The 15,948-nt window shown below is 67.8% G+C and carries 21 protein-coding genes; 11 read left to right on the top strand and 10 right to left on the bottom strand.

What is annotated here, in order from left to right:
- Positions 1-26 precede the first annotated feature (26 nt).
- Positions 27-890: a sensor histidine kinase gene (locus DOE79_RS10260; protein ID WP_120338407.1), complete on the top strand. Its 864-nt coding sequence runs from the start codon at positions 27-29 to the stop codon at positions 888-890.
- Positions 887-1,573 (top strand): response regulator transcription factor, encoded by a 687-nt coding sequence (locus tag DOE79_RS10255; RefSeq protein ID WP_120338406.1) that lies wholly within the window; start codon positions 887-889, stop codon positions 1,571-1,573. The genes DOE79_RS10260 and DOE79_RS10255 overlap by 4 nt, the downstream gene beginning before the upstream one ends.
- A gap of 25 nt (positions 1,574-1,598) precedes the next feature.
- On the opposite strand, the gene DOE79_RS10250 is transcribed toward DOE79_RS10255, so the two are convergent.
- The 3 genes from DOE79_RS10250 to upp form a co-directional block, all read right to left on the bottom strand.
- Complete coding sequence (locus DOE79_RS10250) at positions 1,599-2,180, bottom strand: putative glycolipid-binding domain-containing protein (protein WP_120338405.1); 582 nt, start codon at positions 2,178-2,180, stop codon at positions 1,599-1,601.
- Between the two features lie 468 nt (positions 2,181-2,648).
- A complete protein-coding gene (locus DOE79_RS10245; protein WP_120338404.1) occupies positions 2,649-3,359 on the bottom strand; it encodes a winged helix-turn-helix domain-containing protein in 711 nt (236 codons plus the stop codon).
- Positions 3,360-3,949: 590 nt separating this feature from the next.
- A complete protein-coding gene (upp, locus tag DOE79_RS10240; RefSeq protein WP_066592016.1) occupies positions 3,950-4,582 on the bottom strand; it encodes a uracil phosphoribosyltransferase in 633 nt (210 codons plus the stop codon).
- A 95-nt stretch (positions 4,583-4,677) separates the two neighbouring features.
- Between upp and tadA the strand changes: the two genes are divergently transcribed.
- Complete coding sequence (tadA, locus tag DOE79_RS10235) at positions 4,678-5,154, top strand: tRNA adenosine(34) deaminase TadA (protein ID WP_120338403.1); 477 nt, start codon at positions 4,678-4,680, stop codon at positions 5,152-5,154.
- Here the strand turns inward: tadA and DOE79_RS10230 are convergent.
- Both DOE79_RS10230 and DOE79_RS10225 read right to left on the bottom strand, forming a co-directional pair.
- Positions 5,081-5,830 (bottom strand): glutamine amidotransferase, encoded by a 750-nt coding sequence (locus DOE79_RS10230; RefSeq protein WP_120338402.1) that lies wholly within the window; start codon positions 5,828-5,830, stop codon positions 5,081-5,083. The genes tadA and DOE79_RS10230 overlap by 74 nt on opposite strands.
- Positions 5,827-6,789: a cation diffusion facilitator family transporter gene (locus tag DOE79_RS10225; RefSeq protein WP_120338401.1), complete on the bottom strand. Its 963-nt coding sequence runs from the start codon at positions 6,787-6,789 to the stop codon at positions 5,827-5,829. Before DOE79_RS10225 ends, DOE79_RS10230 begins: the two co-directional genes overlap by 4 nt.
- A 70-nt stretch (positions 6,790-6,859) precedes the next feature.
- On the opposite strand from DOE79_RS10225, the gene proC reads away from it, so the two are divergent.
- Complete coding sequence (gene proC, locus DOE79_RS10220) at positions 6,860-7,708, top strand: pyrroline-5-carboxylate reductase (protein ID WP_120338400.1); 849 nt, start codon at positions 6,860-6,862, stop codon at positions 7,706-7,708.
- Between the two features lie 78 nt (positions 7,709-7,786).
- On the opposite strand, the gene DOE79_RS10215 is transcribed toward proC, so the two are convergent.
- Together DOE79_RS10215 and DOE79_RS10210 are read right to left on the bottom strand one after the other, a co-directional pair.
- Complete coding sequence (locus DOE79_RS10215; protein WP_066592031.1) at positions 7,787-8,458, bottom strand: potassium channel family protein; 672 nt, start codon at positions 8,456-8,458, stop codon at positions 7,787-7,789.
- Positions 8,451-9,893: a TrkH family potassium uptake protein gene (locus DOE79_RS10210; RefSeq protein ID WP_425455644.1), complete on the bottom strand. Its 1,443-nt coding sequence runs from the start codon at positions 9,891-9,893 to the stop codon at positions 8,451-8,453. Before DOE79_RS10210 ends, DOE79_RS10215 begins: the two co-directional genes overlap by 8 nt.
- A 75-nt stretch (positions 9,894-9,968) precedes the next feature.
- On the opposite strand from DOE79_RS10210, the gene DOE79_RS10205 reads away from it, so the two are divergent.
- The 3 genes from DOE79_RS10205 to DOE79_RS10195 all read left to right on the top strand — a co-directional run bounded on the left by DOE79_RS10205 (position 9,969) and on the right by DOE79_RS10195 (position 10,875).
- Positions 9,969-10,418 (top strand): ArsR/SmtB family transcription factor, encoded by a 450-nt coding sequence (locus tag DOE79_RS10205; protein ID WP_066592039.1) that lies wholly within the window; start codon positions 9,969-9,971, stop codon positions 10,416-10,418.
- A gap of 64 nt (positions 10,419-10,482) precedes the next feature.
- Positions 10,483-10,716, top strand: coding sequence for a helix-turn-helix domain-containing protein (locus DOE79_RS10200; protein ID WP_120338398.1), 234 nt, complete (start codon positions 10,483-10,485; stop codon positions 10,714-10,716).
- A gap of 60 nt (positions 10,717-10,776) precedes the next feature.
- On the top strand, positions 10,777-10,875 hold the full coding sequence (locus DOE79_RS10195; protein WP_003792170.1) for a 30S ribosomal protein bS22: 99 nt from the start codon (positions 10,777-10,779) through the stop codon (positions 10,873-10,875).
- Positions 10,876-10,918: 43 nt separating this feature from the next.
- On the opposite strand, the gene DOE79_RS10190 is transcribed toward DOE79_RS10195, so the two are convergent.
- On the bottom strand, positions 10,919-11,638 hold the full coding sequence (locus DOE79_RS10190; RefSeq protein WP_120338397.1) for an HAD family hydrolase: 720 nt from the start codon (positions 11,636-11,638) through the stop codon (positions 10,919-10,921).
- 52 nt (positions 11,639-11,690) lie between these two features.
- On the opposite strand from DOE79_RS10190, the gene DOE79_RS10185 reads away from it, so the two are divergent.
- Together DOE79_RS10185 and DOE79_RS10180 are read left to right on the top strand one after the other, a co-directional pair.
- Complete coding sequence (locus DOE79_RS10185) at positions 11,691-11,960, top strand: glutaredoxin family protein (RefSeq protein ID WP_120338396.1); 270 nt, start codon at positions 11,691-11,693, stop codon at positions 11,958-11,960.
- Positions 11,957-12,256 carry a Dabb family protein gene (locus tag DOE79_RS10180; protein ID WP_066592055.1) on the top strand — a complete coding sequence of 100 codons (300 nt, stop codon included), beginning with the start codon at positions 11,957-11,959 and terminating at the stop codon, positions 12,254-12,256. The genes DOE79_RS10185 and DOE79_RS10180 overlap by 4 nt, the downstream gene beginning before the upstream one ends.
- 127 nt (positions 12,257-12,383) lie before the next feature.
- On the opposite strand, the gene DOE79_RS10175 is transcribed toward DOE79_RS10180, so the two are convergent.
- Both DOE79_RS10175 and aspS read right to left on the bottom strand, forming a co-directional pair.
- A complete protein-coding gene (locus DOE79_RS10175) occupies positions 12,384-13,070 on the bottom strand; it encodes a hypothetical protein (protein WP_120338395.1) in 687 nt (228 codons plus the stop codon).
- Between the two features lie 233 nt (positions 13,071-13,303).
- Complete coding sequence (aspS, locus tag DOE79_RS10170) at positions 13,304-14,617, bottom strand: aspartate--tRNA(Asn) ligase (RefSeq protein WP_120340273.1); 1,314 nt, start codon at positions 14,615-14,617, stop codon at positions 13,304-13,306.
- Between the two features lie 79 nt (positions 14,618-14,696).
- On the opposite strand from aspS, the gene DOE79_RS10165 reads away from it, so the two are divergent.
- A complete protein-coding gene (locus DOE79_RS10165; protein ID WP_120338394.1) occupies positions 14,697-15,341 on the top strand; it encodes a histidine phosphatase family protein in 645 nt (214 codons plus the stop codon).
- Positions 15,338-15,946: a TlpA family protein disulfide reductase gene (locus DOE79_RS10160; RefSeq protein WP_120338393.1), complete on the top strand. Its 609-nt coding sequence runs from the start codon at positions 15,338-15,340 to the stop codon at positions 15,944-15,946. The genes DOE79_RS10165 and DOE79_RS10160 overlap by 4 nt, the downstream gene beginning before the upstream one ends.
- Positions 15,947-15,948: the final 2 nt, after the last annotated feature.

Below are 15,948 nucleotides of genomic sequence, written 5' to 3'. Positions count from 1 at the left end.
GACGAGCCGTCAGTAGACTCGGGCGCATGACAGCGGGGGAGCGTCCGGCCCGGCGGTCGCGGGTGCTGCCCCTCGCGGCAGCCGGTCTGCTTGTGGTGTTGCTCGTGGCCCTCGGGTTCGGCGTGACGGGCGCGCTCTCGGTGAGCCTCCCGGTTGCGCTTGTGGCCGCCACCGGCGCGATCGCCGTCTGGGCCGCCATCCGGCTGCGTGCCGAACGGGATCGGCACGATGTGGCGCTCACCGAGTGGGCGGCCGCCCGCGCGGTCCTGTCCGAACGCCTCGAGATCGCCCGCGACCTGCACGACATCGTCTCCCACGGTCTCGGCACGGTCTCGGTACGGGCAGCCACGGCCCGGTACCTCGATGCCCGCGGTGGGAGCCGGAGCGACCTTGTCGAGGCGCTCGACGACATCGAAGCGGCCAGCAGGGAGGCGACAGTGGAACTGCGCCGCATGCTGGGCGTGCTGCGCCGCACGGACGACCCCGCGCCGCGGCTGCCCACGGGCAGCCTGGCGTCGCTGCCGGACCTCATCGCCGGGGCCGCCCGCCAGGGTGTCACGGTGAAGTACCAGAGCGACGAGCTCGGCAGGGTCTCGCCCGGAGTCCAACTGGCGATCAACTGCATCGTGCAGGAAGGGCTGGCGAACACGATGCGGCACTGTGGGCCCACCAGCGCGCGATTGCGCCTCTCCCGCTGCGGCGCCGTCATCACCGTGCTGCTGACGGATGCGGGGCCCGTCGCCGGCTGGTCCGCCGCGCCCGGCGCCGCTCACGGGCTCCTCGGCCTGCGGGAGCGCGTCGACGGCCTGGGTGGCACCCTGACCGCCGGACCGCAAGGCACCGGGTTCGTCCTCGAGGCGAGCCTGCCCGATGAGCGGCGGCAGCCATGAGCGTGCCGGATGTCCGGGTGCTCCTGGTCGATGACCAGCGTCTGCTCCGCCAGAGCCTGGCGCTGGTCATCAACAGCGCCGACGGGCTCCGGGTGGTGGGAGAGGCCGGTGACGGTCTCGAGGCCGTCGACCTGGCCCGGACGGGCTGCCCCGACGTGATTCTGATGGATGTGCGAATGCCCCGGCTCGACGGAATCGAAGCGACCCGGCGCATCTGCGGCAGCCCGGGCCTGACGGCCACGAAGGTGCTCGTGCTGAGCATGTTCGAACTCGACGAATACGTGTTCCAGGCGCTTCAGGCGGGGGCCAGCGGATTCCTGCTCAAGGACAGCAAACCCGCTGATCTCATCGAGGCGATCCGGCGCACCCATGCAGGCGAGTCGCTGTTCGCCCCCACGGTTCTCGCGCGCCTCGTCGCCCACTACGTCAGCGGCGCGCCCCGGGAACTCGGCCGCCCGTCCGCTTCGGGACTGGCGGACCGGCTGACCGAGCGCGAGGTCGAGGTGCTCGGGCTGATCGGTCGGGGTCTCTCCAACGATCAGCTCGCCGCGCACCTCACCATTTCGGTCAAGACCGTGAAATCGCATGTCTCACACCTGCTCAGCAAGCTCGCGGCCCGCGACCGCGCGCACCTGGTTATCGCCGCCTACGACCACGGTCTGGTGCGGCCGAAGACCCGCTGAGCTGCACCAGGCTCAGGTTTCGCGGTCAGGCGTCCCGCACCGCGATGCCCGGATAGTCCAGGATCAGGCCGGCCGGGTCGAACGTGAGCTCGCAGACGACATCGAACGTGCGCGACTCGTAGTGGAAGCTCATCCCGCGCGGTGACACCGCAACGAGGGTGTACTCCTGCTCCAAGCGGATGACGTCGAGATCGTTCGCCTGGACGAAGGCGGCGGGCACCCGCATCGGCTCCCCGACTGTGAACTCGAGCCGGTGCAGCGGAAGGGTATTCGTGACGCCGGAGGACTCGAAGTCGACGTCGACGCATCCGGTGAGGTCGGCTCGCGCCAGCCCGTCGACCTCCCAGCCGTGGTCTGCGGAGCGCCGTAGCACCGTGTGCCGTTCGCCGTCGATGGTGGAGACGCCGGCCCGCACCTCCTGTGTGCGCCAGGCCAGGTCGAGATCGATCGAGTAGTCCACCGACCAGGCGGATGCGTCCTCCACGGCCGTGGAGACGCCCCGCAGCCGGTGGCCCCGCGGGCCGGGGCCCGTGAAGAGCACCTCGAAGCCCCGTCGGACGCCGGTATGGCGCCAGCTCGCCTGTCGCGGCAGGGGTTTCAGCTGCATGCCACGACCCTAGGCCGGCGCCTGGAATTCGTCACGGGGTGGCCGGCCATAGCGTCGGCCAAGGGAACACTGGGTGAACTCGCAGGAAAATAACGATCCGATAACTGGCGCTCCGTTATCCGTTCGTTATATATTCGTAGTGCATCAACCGTTTGCTGTGGCGGAAGATGCGAATGTGATTGCAGGACACTCTTGGTGCAAGGGAAGAGGGTCGGTCGTTTGCCTCTACGACCGGCCCTCAATCACGTTAACGGGCGGTAGCCGCCGCACCGCGATACGCGGCGTCGCCGGCCGATCCCGCCCCCTCGTCGGTCGTGCCCCCCACGTCGGTCGAGCCTGTCGAGACCTGGTGAGGTGCGCTGAGTCGTGGGGTTGTCGATGGGCACGCTGTCGAGATCGTCTCGCGGGGGCTCGACAGGCTCGACCAGCGCATGGGTGCGTGGTCGAGGGCGCCCAGCGGGGCGCTGCCTAGAAGCGGTCGGGGCTGGGCGTGCTGGCCTGGCGGATCGACACATCCGCATGGCGGTCGAAGCGGTAGCCCACGCCGCGCACGGTACGCACGATGTCTTCGTAGCGGCCGAGCTTGGAGCGCAGACGGCGCACGTGCACGTCGATGGTGCGCTCGTTCGGGGCATCCTCTTCGCTGTCGGCATCCCACAGCTTGGCGATCAGCTCGGCCCGCTCGATGGTGCGGCCCTCGCGCAGCACCAGGTACTGCAGCAGCTCGAACTCCTTGTAGGTGAGCGCCGCGGTCTCGTTGTCGAGGATCACGCGCTTGCGGGAGATGTCGACGACGACGCCGCCGGGCGCGCGGTCGGCATCCTCGGCCGTGTTGCGGTGCTTGGCCAGGGCGGCCGGGTCCTGCAGGGCAAGGCGCACGACGTCCACATCGCGGCCGCCGACGCCCTCCGGCGCCAGGGCGACGGCGGCGTGGGTCTCGGCCGAGGGGGCGATGGCCTGGGTGAGCTTCTTCAGCTCCTCCACGATGCGGTGCAGGCTCGTGCCGGCCGCGGCCGCCTTGGCCTCGTCGATGCCCACGTAGAGCACGAAGCCGCGAGCCTGGGTGCCCTCAGGCACGGCGCGGATGCGCGGTGCGGCCGGAGCCGGCGCGGGGGCCAGGGTGAGCTCGGGGCGGAAGGACTGGACGGAACGGGCTGAGTCGATGTGTGCGAGTGACATTGGAGAAATCCTTGGGGTGTGATGATGCGCAAAACCCGGCGCTTCAGCGCTTCTGGGTTCGAAAAAGGTCGGCCGGAGTGGCCGGGGGAACGGGCGGCCTGCAAGAGAAGGGCCCTGGAGTCGGTCCGCCGCGAATGTGGCGGCCTCAGCGGCTGTGGACCAGCGGGTGAGGACAGAACGACTCGGCGCTATTGCCTGTCTGGGTTAGCGGCACATTCGGCAACACGCCATCACGCTGCAGCCGGGCATCATCATGCCGGCAGTCCCCAAAGCCTCGAAGGAGGTCGGGATGCGTGTGGTGGAAGTCATGACTGTGAGTAAAGCCGACTGTGACGAGTTGTGTCAATTCAGTTACGCGGGATCTCGCCCGTGCGGCTGCATCACGTTCACGGGGAATCTACGAAATCGGAGGATCTCGCACAAAGGGCCGCTTTCTCAAAGAAAACGGCCCTCAGAAGAAGATTATCAAAGTTTCATGAATCGAACTGCGGTCGGCGCGTCGCCAGTCGCAGGATCTGCGGTGGTGGGGCGCACCGATTGTGACGACACCCGCCGCGGGCAGGGAGCCAGGCCCGTTGGGGCAGGCTGGGTCAGACCAGGCCGTAAAGGCGGTCGCCGGCGTCGCCGAGGCCGGGAACGATGTAGCCGTGCTCGTCGAGGCGTTCGTCGACCGCGCCGAGCACGATGGTGACCTCGCGGCCCGCCAGCGCCTTTTCGACGGCGGCGAGGCCCTCAGGGGCGGCGAGGATGCAGATGGCCGTGACGTCGACGGCGCCGCGGTCGAAAAGGAACTCGATCGCTGCGATCAGAGAGCCGCCGGTGGCCAGCATCGGGTCGAGCACGAAACACTGGCGGTCGGAGAGGTCGTCGGGCAGGCGCTCGGCGTAGGTGGTGGGCTGCAGGGTCTCTTCGTTGCGGGCCATGCCCAGGAAGCCGACCTCGGCGGTGGGGAGCAGCTTGACCATGCCCTCGAGCATGCCGAGCCCGGCGCGCAGGATCGGAACGACCAGCGGCTTGGGGTCGCTGATCTTCACACCGCGGGCGAGCGACACGGGCGTCTGCACGGTCACCTCGTCCACGCGAACACCACGGGTGCCCTCGTAGGCCAGCAGCGTCATCAGCTCTTCCACCAACGCGCGGAACATCGGCGACGAGGTGCTCTGGTCACGCAACACCGTGAGCTTGTGGGTGATGAGCGGATGGTCGGCTACGTGGACTCGCATAGGCTCAATCTACTAGTTCACGCGGGCCCGCGGCTCTAGTCGGGCGCTCGGGAAGAGGTGATGTGGTGCGGCACAGCGACGAACACGAAGCATGGATGCGCCTGGCCCTCCACGAGGCCGAGGGAGCCCTGGCCGGCGGAGACGTTCCCGTCGGCGCGGTGGTGCTGGATCCGGCGGGCCGGGTGATCGGCCGCGGGCGCAACGAGCGGGAGCTGCACCAGGATCCGACCCTGCACGCCGAGGTGGTGGCCATCCGTGAGGCCGCAGTGGCGCTGGGGGACTGGCACCTCACCGACTGCACCCTGGTGGTGACCCTGGAGCCCTGTGTGATGTGCGCGGGCGCGATCGTGGCCGCCCGCGTGGCCCGGGTGGTCTTCGGCGCGTGGGACGACAAGGCCGGCGCCGCCGGGTCGCTCTACGACGTGCTGCGCGACCGCCGGCTCAACCACCGGGTCGAGGTCGTGTCCGGCGTGGCGGAGGCCGAGTGCGGTCGGGTGCTCAGGGAGTTCTTCGAGGATCCGCTGCGCCGCCCGGCTGCGCCCCGCCCGGCAGCGCCGCCAGCCACTCACTGAACAGGGCCCGGGAGGCCGCCTGCATCGCGTCGGAGTGCTCGGCGCGGTCCCGCCGCAGGGTGTCGGGGTCCAGTCCCTCCGCGTCGAGCTCGGCGGTGGAGGACGCCAGCCAGGTCTCGTGCATCTCGGCGGTCAGCTCGGGGTGGAACTGCACGGCCAGCGCCCAGTCCTCGATGGCGAAGGCCTCGTTGCCGTACGCATCCGACCCGGCCAACCGGGTGGTGCCCTCGGGCAGTTCGAAGGTGTCGCTGTGCCACTGCATCACCGGGATACCGCTGACATGGCGCAGGGGCGAGTCGAGACCGGCCTGGGTGGGCTTCACCAGGCGGAAGCCGATCTCATTGCTCGGACCCCGATAGACGGGGGAGCCGAGGGCGCTGGCCATCAATTGGGCGCCGAGGCAGACGCCGAAGACCGGGCGCCGGGCGGCCAGCCGGCCGGCGAGCAGCCCCACCTCGTCGGCCAGCACCGGGAACTGCTCGGTCTGGTACACGCCCATCTCGCCGCCGAGCACCACGAGCAGGTCGGCCTCGGCCGGGTCGATCTGCCGAACGCCGTCGGTGAGGGTGTCGACGTAGCGCACTGTGTAGCCGTGCTCGATCAGAACCGGCTCCAGGTTGCCCAGGTGGATGTCGTCGGCGTGCCGCAGAACCAGGGCGATGCGGTTCCCGCTCACTCGAGGCCCTTGATGACGATCGCGTCGGTGGGTGGGCTGACCGTGGCCGGGTCGATGTAGAGGTCGGGTTCGAGATAGATCACCCGAGCGCTCGGAACGGCCGCCCGGATGCGCGCCTCGATGGTGTCGATTCCTGCGGCCACGTCGGAGAACCGCTGGCCCGAGTCGAAGGAGAGCTTGGCGGCGACGAGCAGTTCGTCCGGGCCGAGGTAGAGCGTCTTGAGGTGGATGAGGTTCTTCGTCTCCGGGCCGGCCAAGATGGCGGACTTGATGGCGTCGACATCCTTGGCATTGGCGCCTTCGCCCACCAGCAGGCTCTTGGTCTCGATTCCCAGGACGATGGCGACCAGCACAAGCAGCACGCCGATGCCGAGGGTGCCGACGGCGTCCCAGGTGGCGTCGCCGGTGACCACGGTGAGGCCCACGCCGCCCAGTGCCAGCGTCAGGCCGGTGAGGGCCGCGACGTCTTCGAGCAGTACGACGGGAAGTTCGGGGGCCTTGGCGTGCCGGATGAACTGCACCCAGCTCTCGTTCTTGCGGGTGTGGTTGGACTCCTTCACCGCGGTGCGCAGCGAGAACGACTCCAGGCCGATCGCCACGAGCAGCACGAGGATCGGCAGCCAGGCGTTCTCCAGCTCGTGCGGGTTCTGCAGCTTCTCGATGCCCTCGTAGATCGAGAACACGCCGCCGACGGAGAACAGGATGATCGACACCACGAAGGCATACACGTAGCGTTCGCGGCCGTAACCGAATGGATGCTCGGTGTCGGCGGCCTTCTTCGACTTGCGGCCGCCGATCAGCAGCAGGATCTGGTTGCCCGAGTCGGCGAGCGAGTGCACGCCCTCGGCCAGCATCGAGGACGACCCGGACACGAACCAGGCGATGAACTTGGTGATCGCGATACCGAGGTTGGCGAGCAGTGCCGCCACAATCGCCTTGTTTCCGCCTGATGCGCTCATGCGACCAATCCTAGAACTGTCGCCCAGCCCCGAGAACCGCGGAAACCGTGCCGAAAACTACACTGGGGAGATGACATCGACCGCACCCGTCACCCTGCCCGCCATCGCCTTCCTGGGCGCCGGATCGATGGCCAGGGCGGTCCTCGCTGGCCTGCTCAAGCCCACGGTCACGGTGACCGGCGGCATCCGCACTACCAACCGGTCGGCCGCCAAGGCCGCCGAACTGGCCGGAACCGCGGGCGTGACGGCCTGGGCCACCGAAACCGAGCCCGACGCCAACCGGCTCGCCGTGACCGGGGCCGGCATTGTGATCGTGGCGGTCAAGCCCGCCATGGTGCCCGATCTGCTCGCCGAGATCGCCGACAGCCTCGAGCCGGGCACCCTCGTCGTGAGCGTCGCCGCCGGCGTGACCATCGCCACCTTCGAGAAGCACCTGCCTGCGACGGTGGCCGTGATCCGGTCGATGCCGAACACACCCGCCGTGGTGGGCATGGCCGTCACCGGGCTGAGCGCCGGCACCAGGTCCACGGCCGAGCAGATGGCGCTGGCGACGGCGCTGTTCGAGACCGTGGGCGAGGTGCTGGTGGTGTCCGAAGACAAGATCGACGCGCTGAGCACCATCTCCGGTTCCGGCCCGGCGTACGTTTTCTACCTCATCGAGCAGCTCACCCTGACGGCGATCGACAAGGGGTTCACCCCGGCCGAGGCGGCCACCATGGTCAACGGCACGTTCCTCGGCGCGAGCGCGTTGCTGGCCGTCTCCGACCTCACGCCCTCCGAGCTGCGCCGCCAGGTGACGAGCCCGAAGGGCACCACCGAGCGGGCCGTGCAGCAGCTCGAGACCGGGGGCCTCAAGCAGCTGTTCGACCGGGCCACGGATGCCGCGCTCGCGCGGGCCCGGGAGCTCGCCGCGTCCTGAGCGCCGCTTCCCCGGGTTTCGACAGGCTCAGCCAGCGTGTGGTCGCGCCCGGTTTCGACAGGCTCAGCCAGCGCGTGGTTAGGAGCCGAGGGCCGCGAAACGTTCGATGTCGCCCTCGGTGCCGGCGACGATGATGAGGTCGTGGTTGGAGACGACGGTCTCGGCGGTGGCATAGGTGAACGGCCGGCCGGGGCTCTTCACGCCCACGACAGTGACCTTGTGCTTGGTGCGCACGCCGGACTCGGTGAGGTTGAGCCCGCGGATCGGCTTGGGCGGGTACATCTTCACGAGCGCGAAGTCGTCATCGAACTCGATGAAGTCCAGCATCCGCCCCGACACCAGGTGGGCGACGCGCTCGCCGGAGTCGGCCTCGGGGTAGATCACGTGGTTGGCGCCGATGCGTTCGAGGATCTTGCCGTGCGACTGGGAGATGGCCTTCGCCCAGATCTGCGGAATCTGCAGGTCGACGAGGTTGGCGACGATGAGCACGCTGGCCTCCACCGAAGAGCCCACGGCGCACACGGCCACCGAGAAGTCCTGGGCGCCGATCTGGCGCAGCGCGTCGATGGACTTTGCGTCGGCCTGCACGGCGTGGGTGACACGCTCGGACCACTTCTGCACGAGCGCCTCGCTGCTGTCCACGGCGAGGACCTCACGGCCCAGACGGTCGAGCTTGCCGGCAGTCGCGGCACCGAACCGGCCCAGTCCGATGATCAGAACGGGGGCGTCGTGCTTGATCCGGTCAACCAACGATGGGCCTTTCCTCGGGGCGTTTGAACAACTGTCTGCTTTGGCTCGCTGCCAGCGCCGCCGCGAGAGTCACTGTACCAACCCGGCCCATGAACATCGTCGCGGCCAGAACGTAAACCCCCTCGGGAGGCAGCTCGGCGGTCAGCCCCGTCGACAGCCCCACGGTCGCGAACGCCGAGATCACATCAAAAAGCACGACGTCGAGCGCCTGCTTGGAGATGTGCAGGATCAGGATGCTCGATACGGCCACCGTGGTGGCGCCCCACAGCACCACGCTGACCGCCAGGCGCAGGATGTCGCTGGGGATGCGGCGGCCGAAGGCTTCCATCTGTTCCTTGCCCTGGGCCTCGGCGAAGGCGGCCAGGAACAGCACCGCCAGGGTGGTCACCTTGATGCCGCCGGCGGTGGAGGCCGAGCCGCCACCGATGAACATCAGCATGTCGCTGAGCAGCAGGCTGGAGCCGTGCAGGTCGGCGATGTCGATGGTGGCGAAACCGCCCGACCGGGTCATCACCGACATGAAGAGGGACTGGAAGATCGTGTCGCCGGCGTTCAGCGACCCGAAGGTCAGCGGGTTGTCGAATTCCAGAATGATGTAGAAGATCATGCCGATGACCATCAGCGCCGTCGTGGTCCAGAGGGTGAGCTTCACGTGCACCGACCAGCGGCGGGGCGTGCGCCAGTGCCTGGCGAAGGTCATCAGCACCGGGAAGCCCAGGCTGCCCAGGAACACGCCGGTCATCAGGGCGCCGAGGAACCAGTAGTCATTGGCGAACTGGCCGATGCCCTCCGCATTCGGGCTGAACCCGGTGTTGGTGAAGGCCATCGCGGCGTAATAGATGCTCTGCCAGAGAGCCTCGCCGGTGGGCACGCCGTCGATCAGCATCCGCGGGAACAAGAGCAGGGCGACGGCCGCCTCGATGGCCAGGGTGCTGATGGCCACTGTGAGCAGCAGGCTGCCGACCTCACCGAGCCGCACGGCCTGACCCTCATTGACCGGGCCCATGTGGATGCGGGACGGGTTCGAGTCGCTCGCCGCCATGAGCTTGGCGCGTAGGCCCAGGCGGCGGGAGATGACCAGACCCATCAAGGACGCCAGGGTCAGCACCCCCATGCCGCCGATGTTGACGCCGACGACGACGAGAGCGTTGCCGAACGCGGACCAGTGCGTGGCCATGTCCACCGTGCTCAGGCCGGTGACGCAAATCACCGACACGGCTGTGAACACGGCGTCGTGCAACGGGGTTTCCGTGTCGCCGGCGGACGCGATCGGCAAGGAGAACAGCAGGGTGAAGAGCAGGATCAGCGCAGTGAACACGAACAGCGCGAACCGGGACGGCGACTTGCGCACGATCCCGTCGACGGAATCGCGGATGCGTCCGTACCAGGTGTTGGAATGGCTGCTGAACCGTGCGTTAGGGGTCTGCGTCTTCACTCGAATCCCCGAACTGGATGGTGGTCGATGACAAGTTGTCATGGTACCCGCACCGGGAATGACTAGCCTTGGGGCATGGCAGACATCTTTGGCGTGGTGGCGGACTCGACCCGACGCGATATCTTACGCATTCTCCTCGAGCGCTACAACCAGTCCAGCGCTGCCCAGGGGGAACTGAGCGTTTCGGACATCGTCAATTCGCTCGGCCTGAGCCAGCCGACGGTCTCCAAGCACCTCAAGGTTCTGCGGGAGGCAGGCCTGGTCGGAGTGCGCGAAGAGGGGCAGCACCGCTACTACCACCTCGACTACGCGCCGCTCGAGGAGATCGAGGATTGGCTGATCCCGTTCCTCAGCATCGACGTCGACACCACCGCCGCCGACGAGACCGAGGTGCTCAAGGACGAGCAGCGTGCCTTCGCCGCCGCCATCGGCAAGGCCTTCGCCGACACGTCGTTCCAGATGTCGCACGCCGTCAAGGACTCAACGGTGACCAAGAGTGTGAAGAAGTGGCGTAAGAACGACTAGCGAGCCGGCGGGCTTCGCTCTACAGTGACGACACCAGCCCCGCCGAGCCTCGAGGGAGCCGCCCATGTCACGCGAGCTTCCCGACCCGCGGTTGGATGACCTGCGCTTTCTCACCGTCGCCGAGGTCGCGGCTGTCATGAGGGTCTCCCGGATGACCGTGTACCGCCTCGTGCACGCCGGAGAGCTGCCCGCCGTGCGCTTCGGACGCTCGTTCCGGGTGCCCGAAGCGGCCGTTCTGAGGGCCATCGAACCCACTCGTGGGGGAAGTGAGTCGGACGGGACTTTCTTTATCCGTTAGAATGGGGTTTTCGTGTCGGTCGCGAATCCCGCGGCTAAACCAAATCTTTGTGAGGTCCGTGTGGGTTCTGTAATCAAGAAGCGACGCAAGCGTATGGCGAAGAAGAAGCACCGCAAGCTGCTTCGCAAGACTCGCCACCAGCGTCGTAACAAGAAGTAGACGGTCTCGGCCGTTTTTATGAGCTGAGCGCTAGGTCTGTGACCTAGCGCTTTTTGCTTGCGCTGGCGGCCTTGAGCTGGGCGACCTTCATGCGCATGATGGGCCACCCGCGGGCGACCGCATAACGGCGCAGCGTCGCATCAGGGTTGACCGCCACCGGGTTTCCGACCAGCTCGAGCAACGGGATGTCGTTGTGCGAGTCGGAGTACGCCCAGCAGTGGGCCAGGTCGATCTCGCGCGCTTGGGCGATCTCGCGTGCCACATCGGCTTTGCGGCTGCCGTGGCAGATGCCGTCGACGAGTTGTCCCGTGAAGATGCCGTCGACGGTCGCGAGCCGAGTGCCGAGCGCGCCCGTGAGTTCCAGACGCTCCGCGATCACGTCGGCAACTTCTTGAGCCGTCGCGGTGACCAGCCACACCTCGCGGCCCGCCGTCAGGTGGGCGCGGGCCACGGCCACGGTCTCCGGCCAGAGCCGCTGGATAAGTCGGCTGTCGAAGATCTCGTGGCTGAGGGTGACGAGTTCGTCACGGGTTCGCCCGGTCATGATGTCCATCGCGCGCAGCCGGAGCCGGGAGATGTTCACGCCGTCCTCGCCGACCGCCAGGAAGCGGGTCTGGCTCCAGCCGAACGCGACGACATCGGCCAGCGAGATGAACCGCATCCGCCAGGCGCCGACGCCCACGTGATAGAGGCTGGCACCGCGCAGCAGTGTGTTGTCCACGTCGAAGAACGCGATTGCGCGGGGGCCGGATTCTTCGGACATTGCGGTCGAGTCTACCCAAGGTGCAGTCGCCGGCGCGGCTTAGGCTGGAGCCATGTCCACCGCGCATCTCACCCTGATCGGCAAGCCCGGCTGCCACCTCTGCGACGACGCCCGGGCCGTGGTGACGACGGTGCTGGCTGAGCTGCAGACCGAGGCAGGCGCGCCCACCGTGCTGCTCGAGGAGAAGTCGATCCTCGACGACGCCGAGTTGCACGAGCGCTTCGTCGAGGACATCCCGGTGCTGCTCATCAACGGCCGGGTGCACAACTACTGGCGCATCGATCCGGTGCGCCTGCACACCGCTCTTCTGGAGGTTCGATGACCATTCTGCATATCGTGTCGTGGCGGCTGGCGGCCACCGACCCCGCCGAAAAGGCGGAGCACGCGGCGCAGATGGTGGCCAGGCTCGGCGGTCTTGTCGGTGTGATCGAGGAGATCCGCTCCCTGCGCATCGGCCCGGATGTGGTGGGTGGAGCCAATTGGGACATCGCCCTCGTGGCGGAGTACGACGACGAAGCGGCGTTGGCGCGCTACCAGGTGCATCCGGCCCACGTCGAGGCGGGCGCCTACGTGAAATCGGTCACCGCCGAGCGGATGGCCGTCGACCTCGTCGTGTAGCGGCACCCGAGTCGTTGGTCGAGCGTGTCGAGACCCCGCGACGTGCGTGGGGGTCGTGCCATGACGCAGAAGAACGGCCGAGCATTCGCTCGGCCGTTCTCGTGCACTGCGGGGTGCTGCGGGGGTGTTACTTGGTGTTGACGGTGATGGTGGCGATGCCGACGAGGAGCTGGTCGGCGATGGCGTCGGTGCCGAACGTGGTGTTCAGCAGGCCGGCGGCGTCGGCGGAGATGTGCACGGTGGTGCCGGTGAGGATGGCGTTGTCGCCGTCCATCTGGAGGGGCTTGAGGGTTCCGCCGTAGAGGTCGAAGAGCTTGACCTGGGTGGCGGCGGATTCGCCGTTGGCGGTGACGTCTCCGAAGAGTTCTGAGGTGCCGGGGTCGATGGTGAAGTTGGTCAGTTCGACGACGGTGTCGCCGGCGGTGAGGGAGAAGCCGCTTCCTTCGTGCTCGATGTTGCCCTGGACGTAGGGGCGGTAGTCTTCGGCCGGGTCGTAGTAGTCCACGTTTCCGCCGGTGATGGGGAAGTGCAGGCTGCCTTCTTCGAGGGTGGCGGTGCCGACGGTGCCGGGGGTCAGGCCGAGGCTGGTGAGGGCTGCGGCGAAGTCGGCGTCCAGGAGGACGGCGGTGTCGACGCCGGTGAGGGCGGGGATCGAGGCGACCGGGGTGGGGGTGGCTTCGGCGGAGCTGCTGCTCGAGGAGGAGCTGGAGGAGGACGTCGAGGCCGTGCCTTCGTCCGTGGAGCAGGCTGCGAGGCCGGCGACGAGGAGGCCGGCGGTGGTCAGTCCGAGTGCGGTCTTGGTGAAGCTGCGCATGATGTGTTCCTTCGCTGTGGGGGTTCCTGCGGGGTGTTGCTTGGTATGCAGGTGGTTCGGCCCCCTGACAGAAAGGGTTTGGTCGATCTGAAAAACTTTTCCCCGATCGCTCGTCGAGACCCGGAGACGTGCGTGTGTGTCACGCTCCTCGCGCCAGTCGAGGTCGTCGTGCGGGTAACGCAAAATCGCGCCTGTCCGGGGGACAGGCGCGATTTGTGGAGCGGGGGTGCGGGTTACGGCTCCAGGCGGGTCGGGCCGCGGAACAGGTAGGTGACCTCGCGGATGGACGCCTGGTGCAGCATCAGCATCAGCACGCGGGCCAGGCCCATGCCGAAACCACCGTGCGAGGGAACGCCGTAGCGGAAGAAGTCGAGGTAACCGGCGATCTCGGCCGGGTCGACGCCCTTCTCGATGGCCTGCTCGGTGAGCACGTCGATGCGGTGCTCACGCTGCGCGCCGGTGGAGATCTCGGTGCCGTTGAAGATCAGGTCATAGCTGTTGGTCAGGCTCGCGTCGCCCTCGTGGCGCATGTGGTAGAACGGGCGGATGCTCGACGCATAGTCGGTGAGGAACACGAACTCGTGCCCATACGTCTCGGCGACGTACGCCGCGATCTGGCGCTCGCCCTCCGGGTCCATGTCGTCGTCGTCGCGGGGAACCTCGTAGCCGCGGCTCTTCACGATCTCCTTGGCCTCGGCCAGGGGGATGCGCGGGAACGGCGTGCTCGGCACGGTGACCTCGACGCCGAACAGCGCGAGCACCTCTTCGCCGTGCTTGGCCTTGACCGCGGTGAACGCGGCCACGAGAAGGTCCTCGTGCAGCTGCATGACGTCTTCGTGGCTGTCGATCCAGCTGATCTCGGAGTCGACGCTGGTGAACTCGGTGGCGTGCCGGCTGGTGAACGACGGGTCGGCCCGGAACGCCGGCCCCACCTCGAAGATCTTGCCTAGCCCTGCGGACTGGGCCATCTGCTTGAAGAACTGCGGGCTCTGCGCCAGGTAGGCCTTGGTGTCGAAGTACTCCACCTCGAACAGCTCGGCGCGGGACTCGCTCGCGCTGGCCATCAGCTTCGGGGTGTGCAGCTCGATGAAATCGTGCTCGATCCAGTACGTGCGCAGCGCGTGCTCGAACGTGGTCTGGATGCGGAAGATGAGGTTCGACTTGGGCTGGCGCAGGTCGAGGAAGCGCCAGTCCATGCGCTTGTCCAGGCTGGAGTCCGCTGCGATCGGGGTCTCCGGGATGGCGTGGGTGACAACCTCGAGAGACTCGAGCTTGATCTCGATGCCGCCGAGCTTGACCCGCTCGTCGTGCTTGAGCTGCCCGGTCACGGTGACGAAGCTGCCCTGCGACAGGCCGGAGATGGTCGTGGCGGGCTCGTCGTCGACGACGACACCCTCGGCATCCGTGGTGCGCGGATTGACCAGCTGCACCGCGCCCGATTCGTCGCGCAGAACGACGAATTGCACCTTCTTCTGGTCCCGGACGGTTTCGACCCACCCGGACACGGAAACGAGACCGTCGTCGAGGGCGGCAAGGTTCTTTATCAGTACGCGAGCATTCACCCGGCAAGTTTAGCCGCACAGCTCTCGGCGAATTCGCGGGTGACCCCTCCGTAGACTGGACTGCGTGGTAGCTAGCCAGGTACATCTCGTGCGTCACGGTGAGGTTTTCAACCCCGAACGCGTGCTTTACGGCAGACTTCCCGGCTTCAAGCTGTCCGATTTGGGCCGGCAGATGGCCGAGGCGGCTGCCGCAGACCTCGTCGAGCGCGCGCGCCCCGTGGTGCGAGTGGTCGCGTCGCCGTTGCAGCGCACCCAGGAGTCCGCCGCCCCGATCATGGCGGCTTTCGGCCTGCCCCTCAGCCTGGACGAACGCCTCATCGAACCCGCCAACCGCTTCGAGGGCAAACGGATGCGCGGCCCCGGCGGCGCCCTGCGCGACCCGCGCAACTGGCCCAGCCTGGTGAACCCGGCCCGGCCCAGTTGGGGCGAACCGTTCCGCTCCATTTCCACCCGCATGCTCGCCGCGATCGACGATGCCTTCCACTCAGTCGACGACGGTGACGTGGTGCTGGTCAGCCACCAGCTGCCGATCTGGATGGTGCACCGCAGTCTGGCCGGGGAGCGGCTCGCGCACGACCCGCGCAAGCGGCGCTGCGACCTCTCCAGCATCACCACCCTGACCCTGCGCGGCGCCGTGCCCGCCGAGGTCGCCTACTCGAGCCCGGCCGCCGCCCTCCTGGTGCCCGCCAACGACGTGGGTGCAGTGTGAACCGCCGACCGCGCCGGATCCCGGCGATTCTGGCCGGTTTCGCGGCGTTGGCCCTCGCCCTCAGCGGCTGCAGCAGCGACGACTCGCTCGCCAACCAGTACCGCGAAGGCAGCAGCAAGGGCTACATCGCCGGGGACGGCAGCGTCACGGAGATCCCCGCGGACGAGCGTGGCGACGCCGTGGTCTTCGACGGCACCCTCGAGGACGGCTCCACCGTCAGCTCCGCCGACTACGCCGGCGAGGTCCTGGTGGTCAACTTCTGGTACGCCAGCTGCGCCCCCTGCCGTGCCGAGGCCCCAGACCTCAAGGCCATCAGCGAGCAGTTCGCCGACAACGGCGCCAGCTTCCTCGGCGTGAACGTGCGCGACCAGGCCGCCAGCGCCATCGCCTTCAACGAGGCCTACGAGATCAGCTACCCGTCGGTGATGGACGTCGACGACGGCGGAATGCAGCTGGCCTTCAGCGGCAACATCCCCCCGAACGCCGTGCCCACCACGCTGGTGCTGGACTCCTCCGGCCGGGTTGCCGCGCGCATCCTGGGCCAGGTGAACTCGCCGGGCATCCTCAAGACCCTGATCACCGACACGATTGCCGAGGACGGCTAGGC

The sequence above is a fragment of the Cryobacterium soli genome, from assembly GCF_003611035.1.
Lineage (GTDB): Bacteria > Actinomycetota > Actinomycetes > Actinomycetales > Microbacteriaceae > Cryobacterium > Cryobacterium soli.
This window is presented reverse-complemented; position numbering and strand designations above follow the sequence as displayed.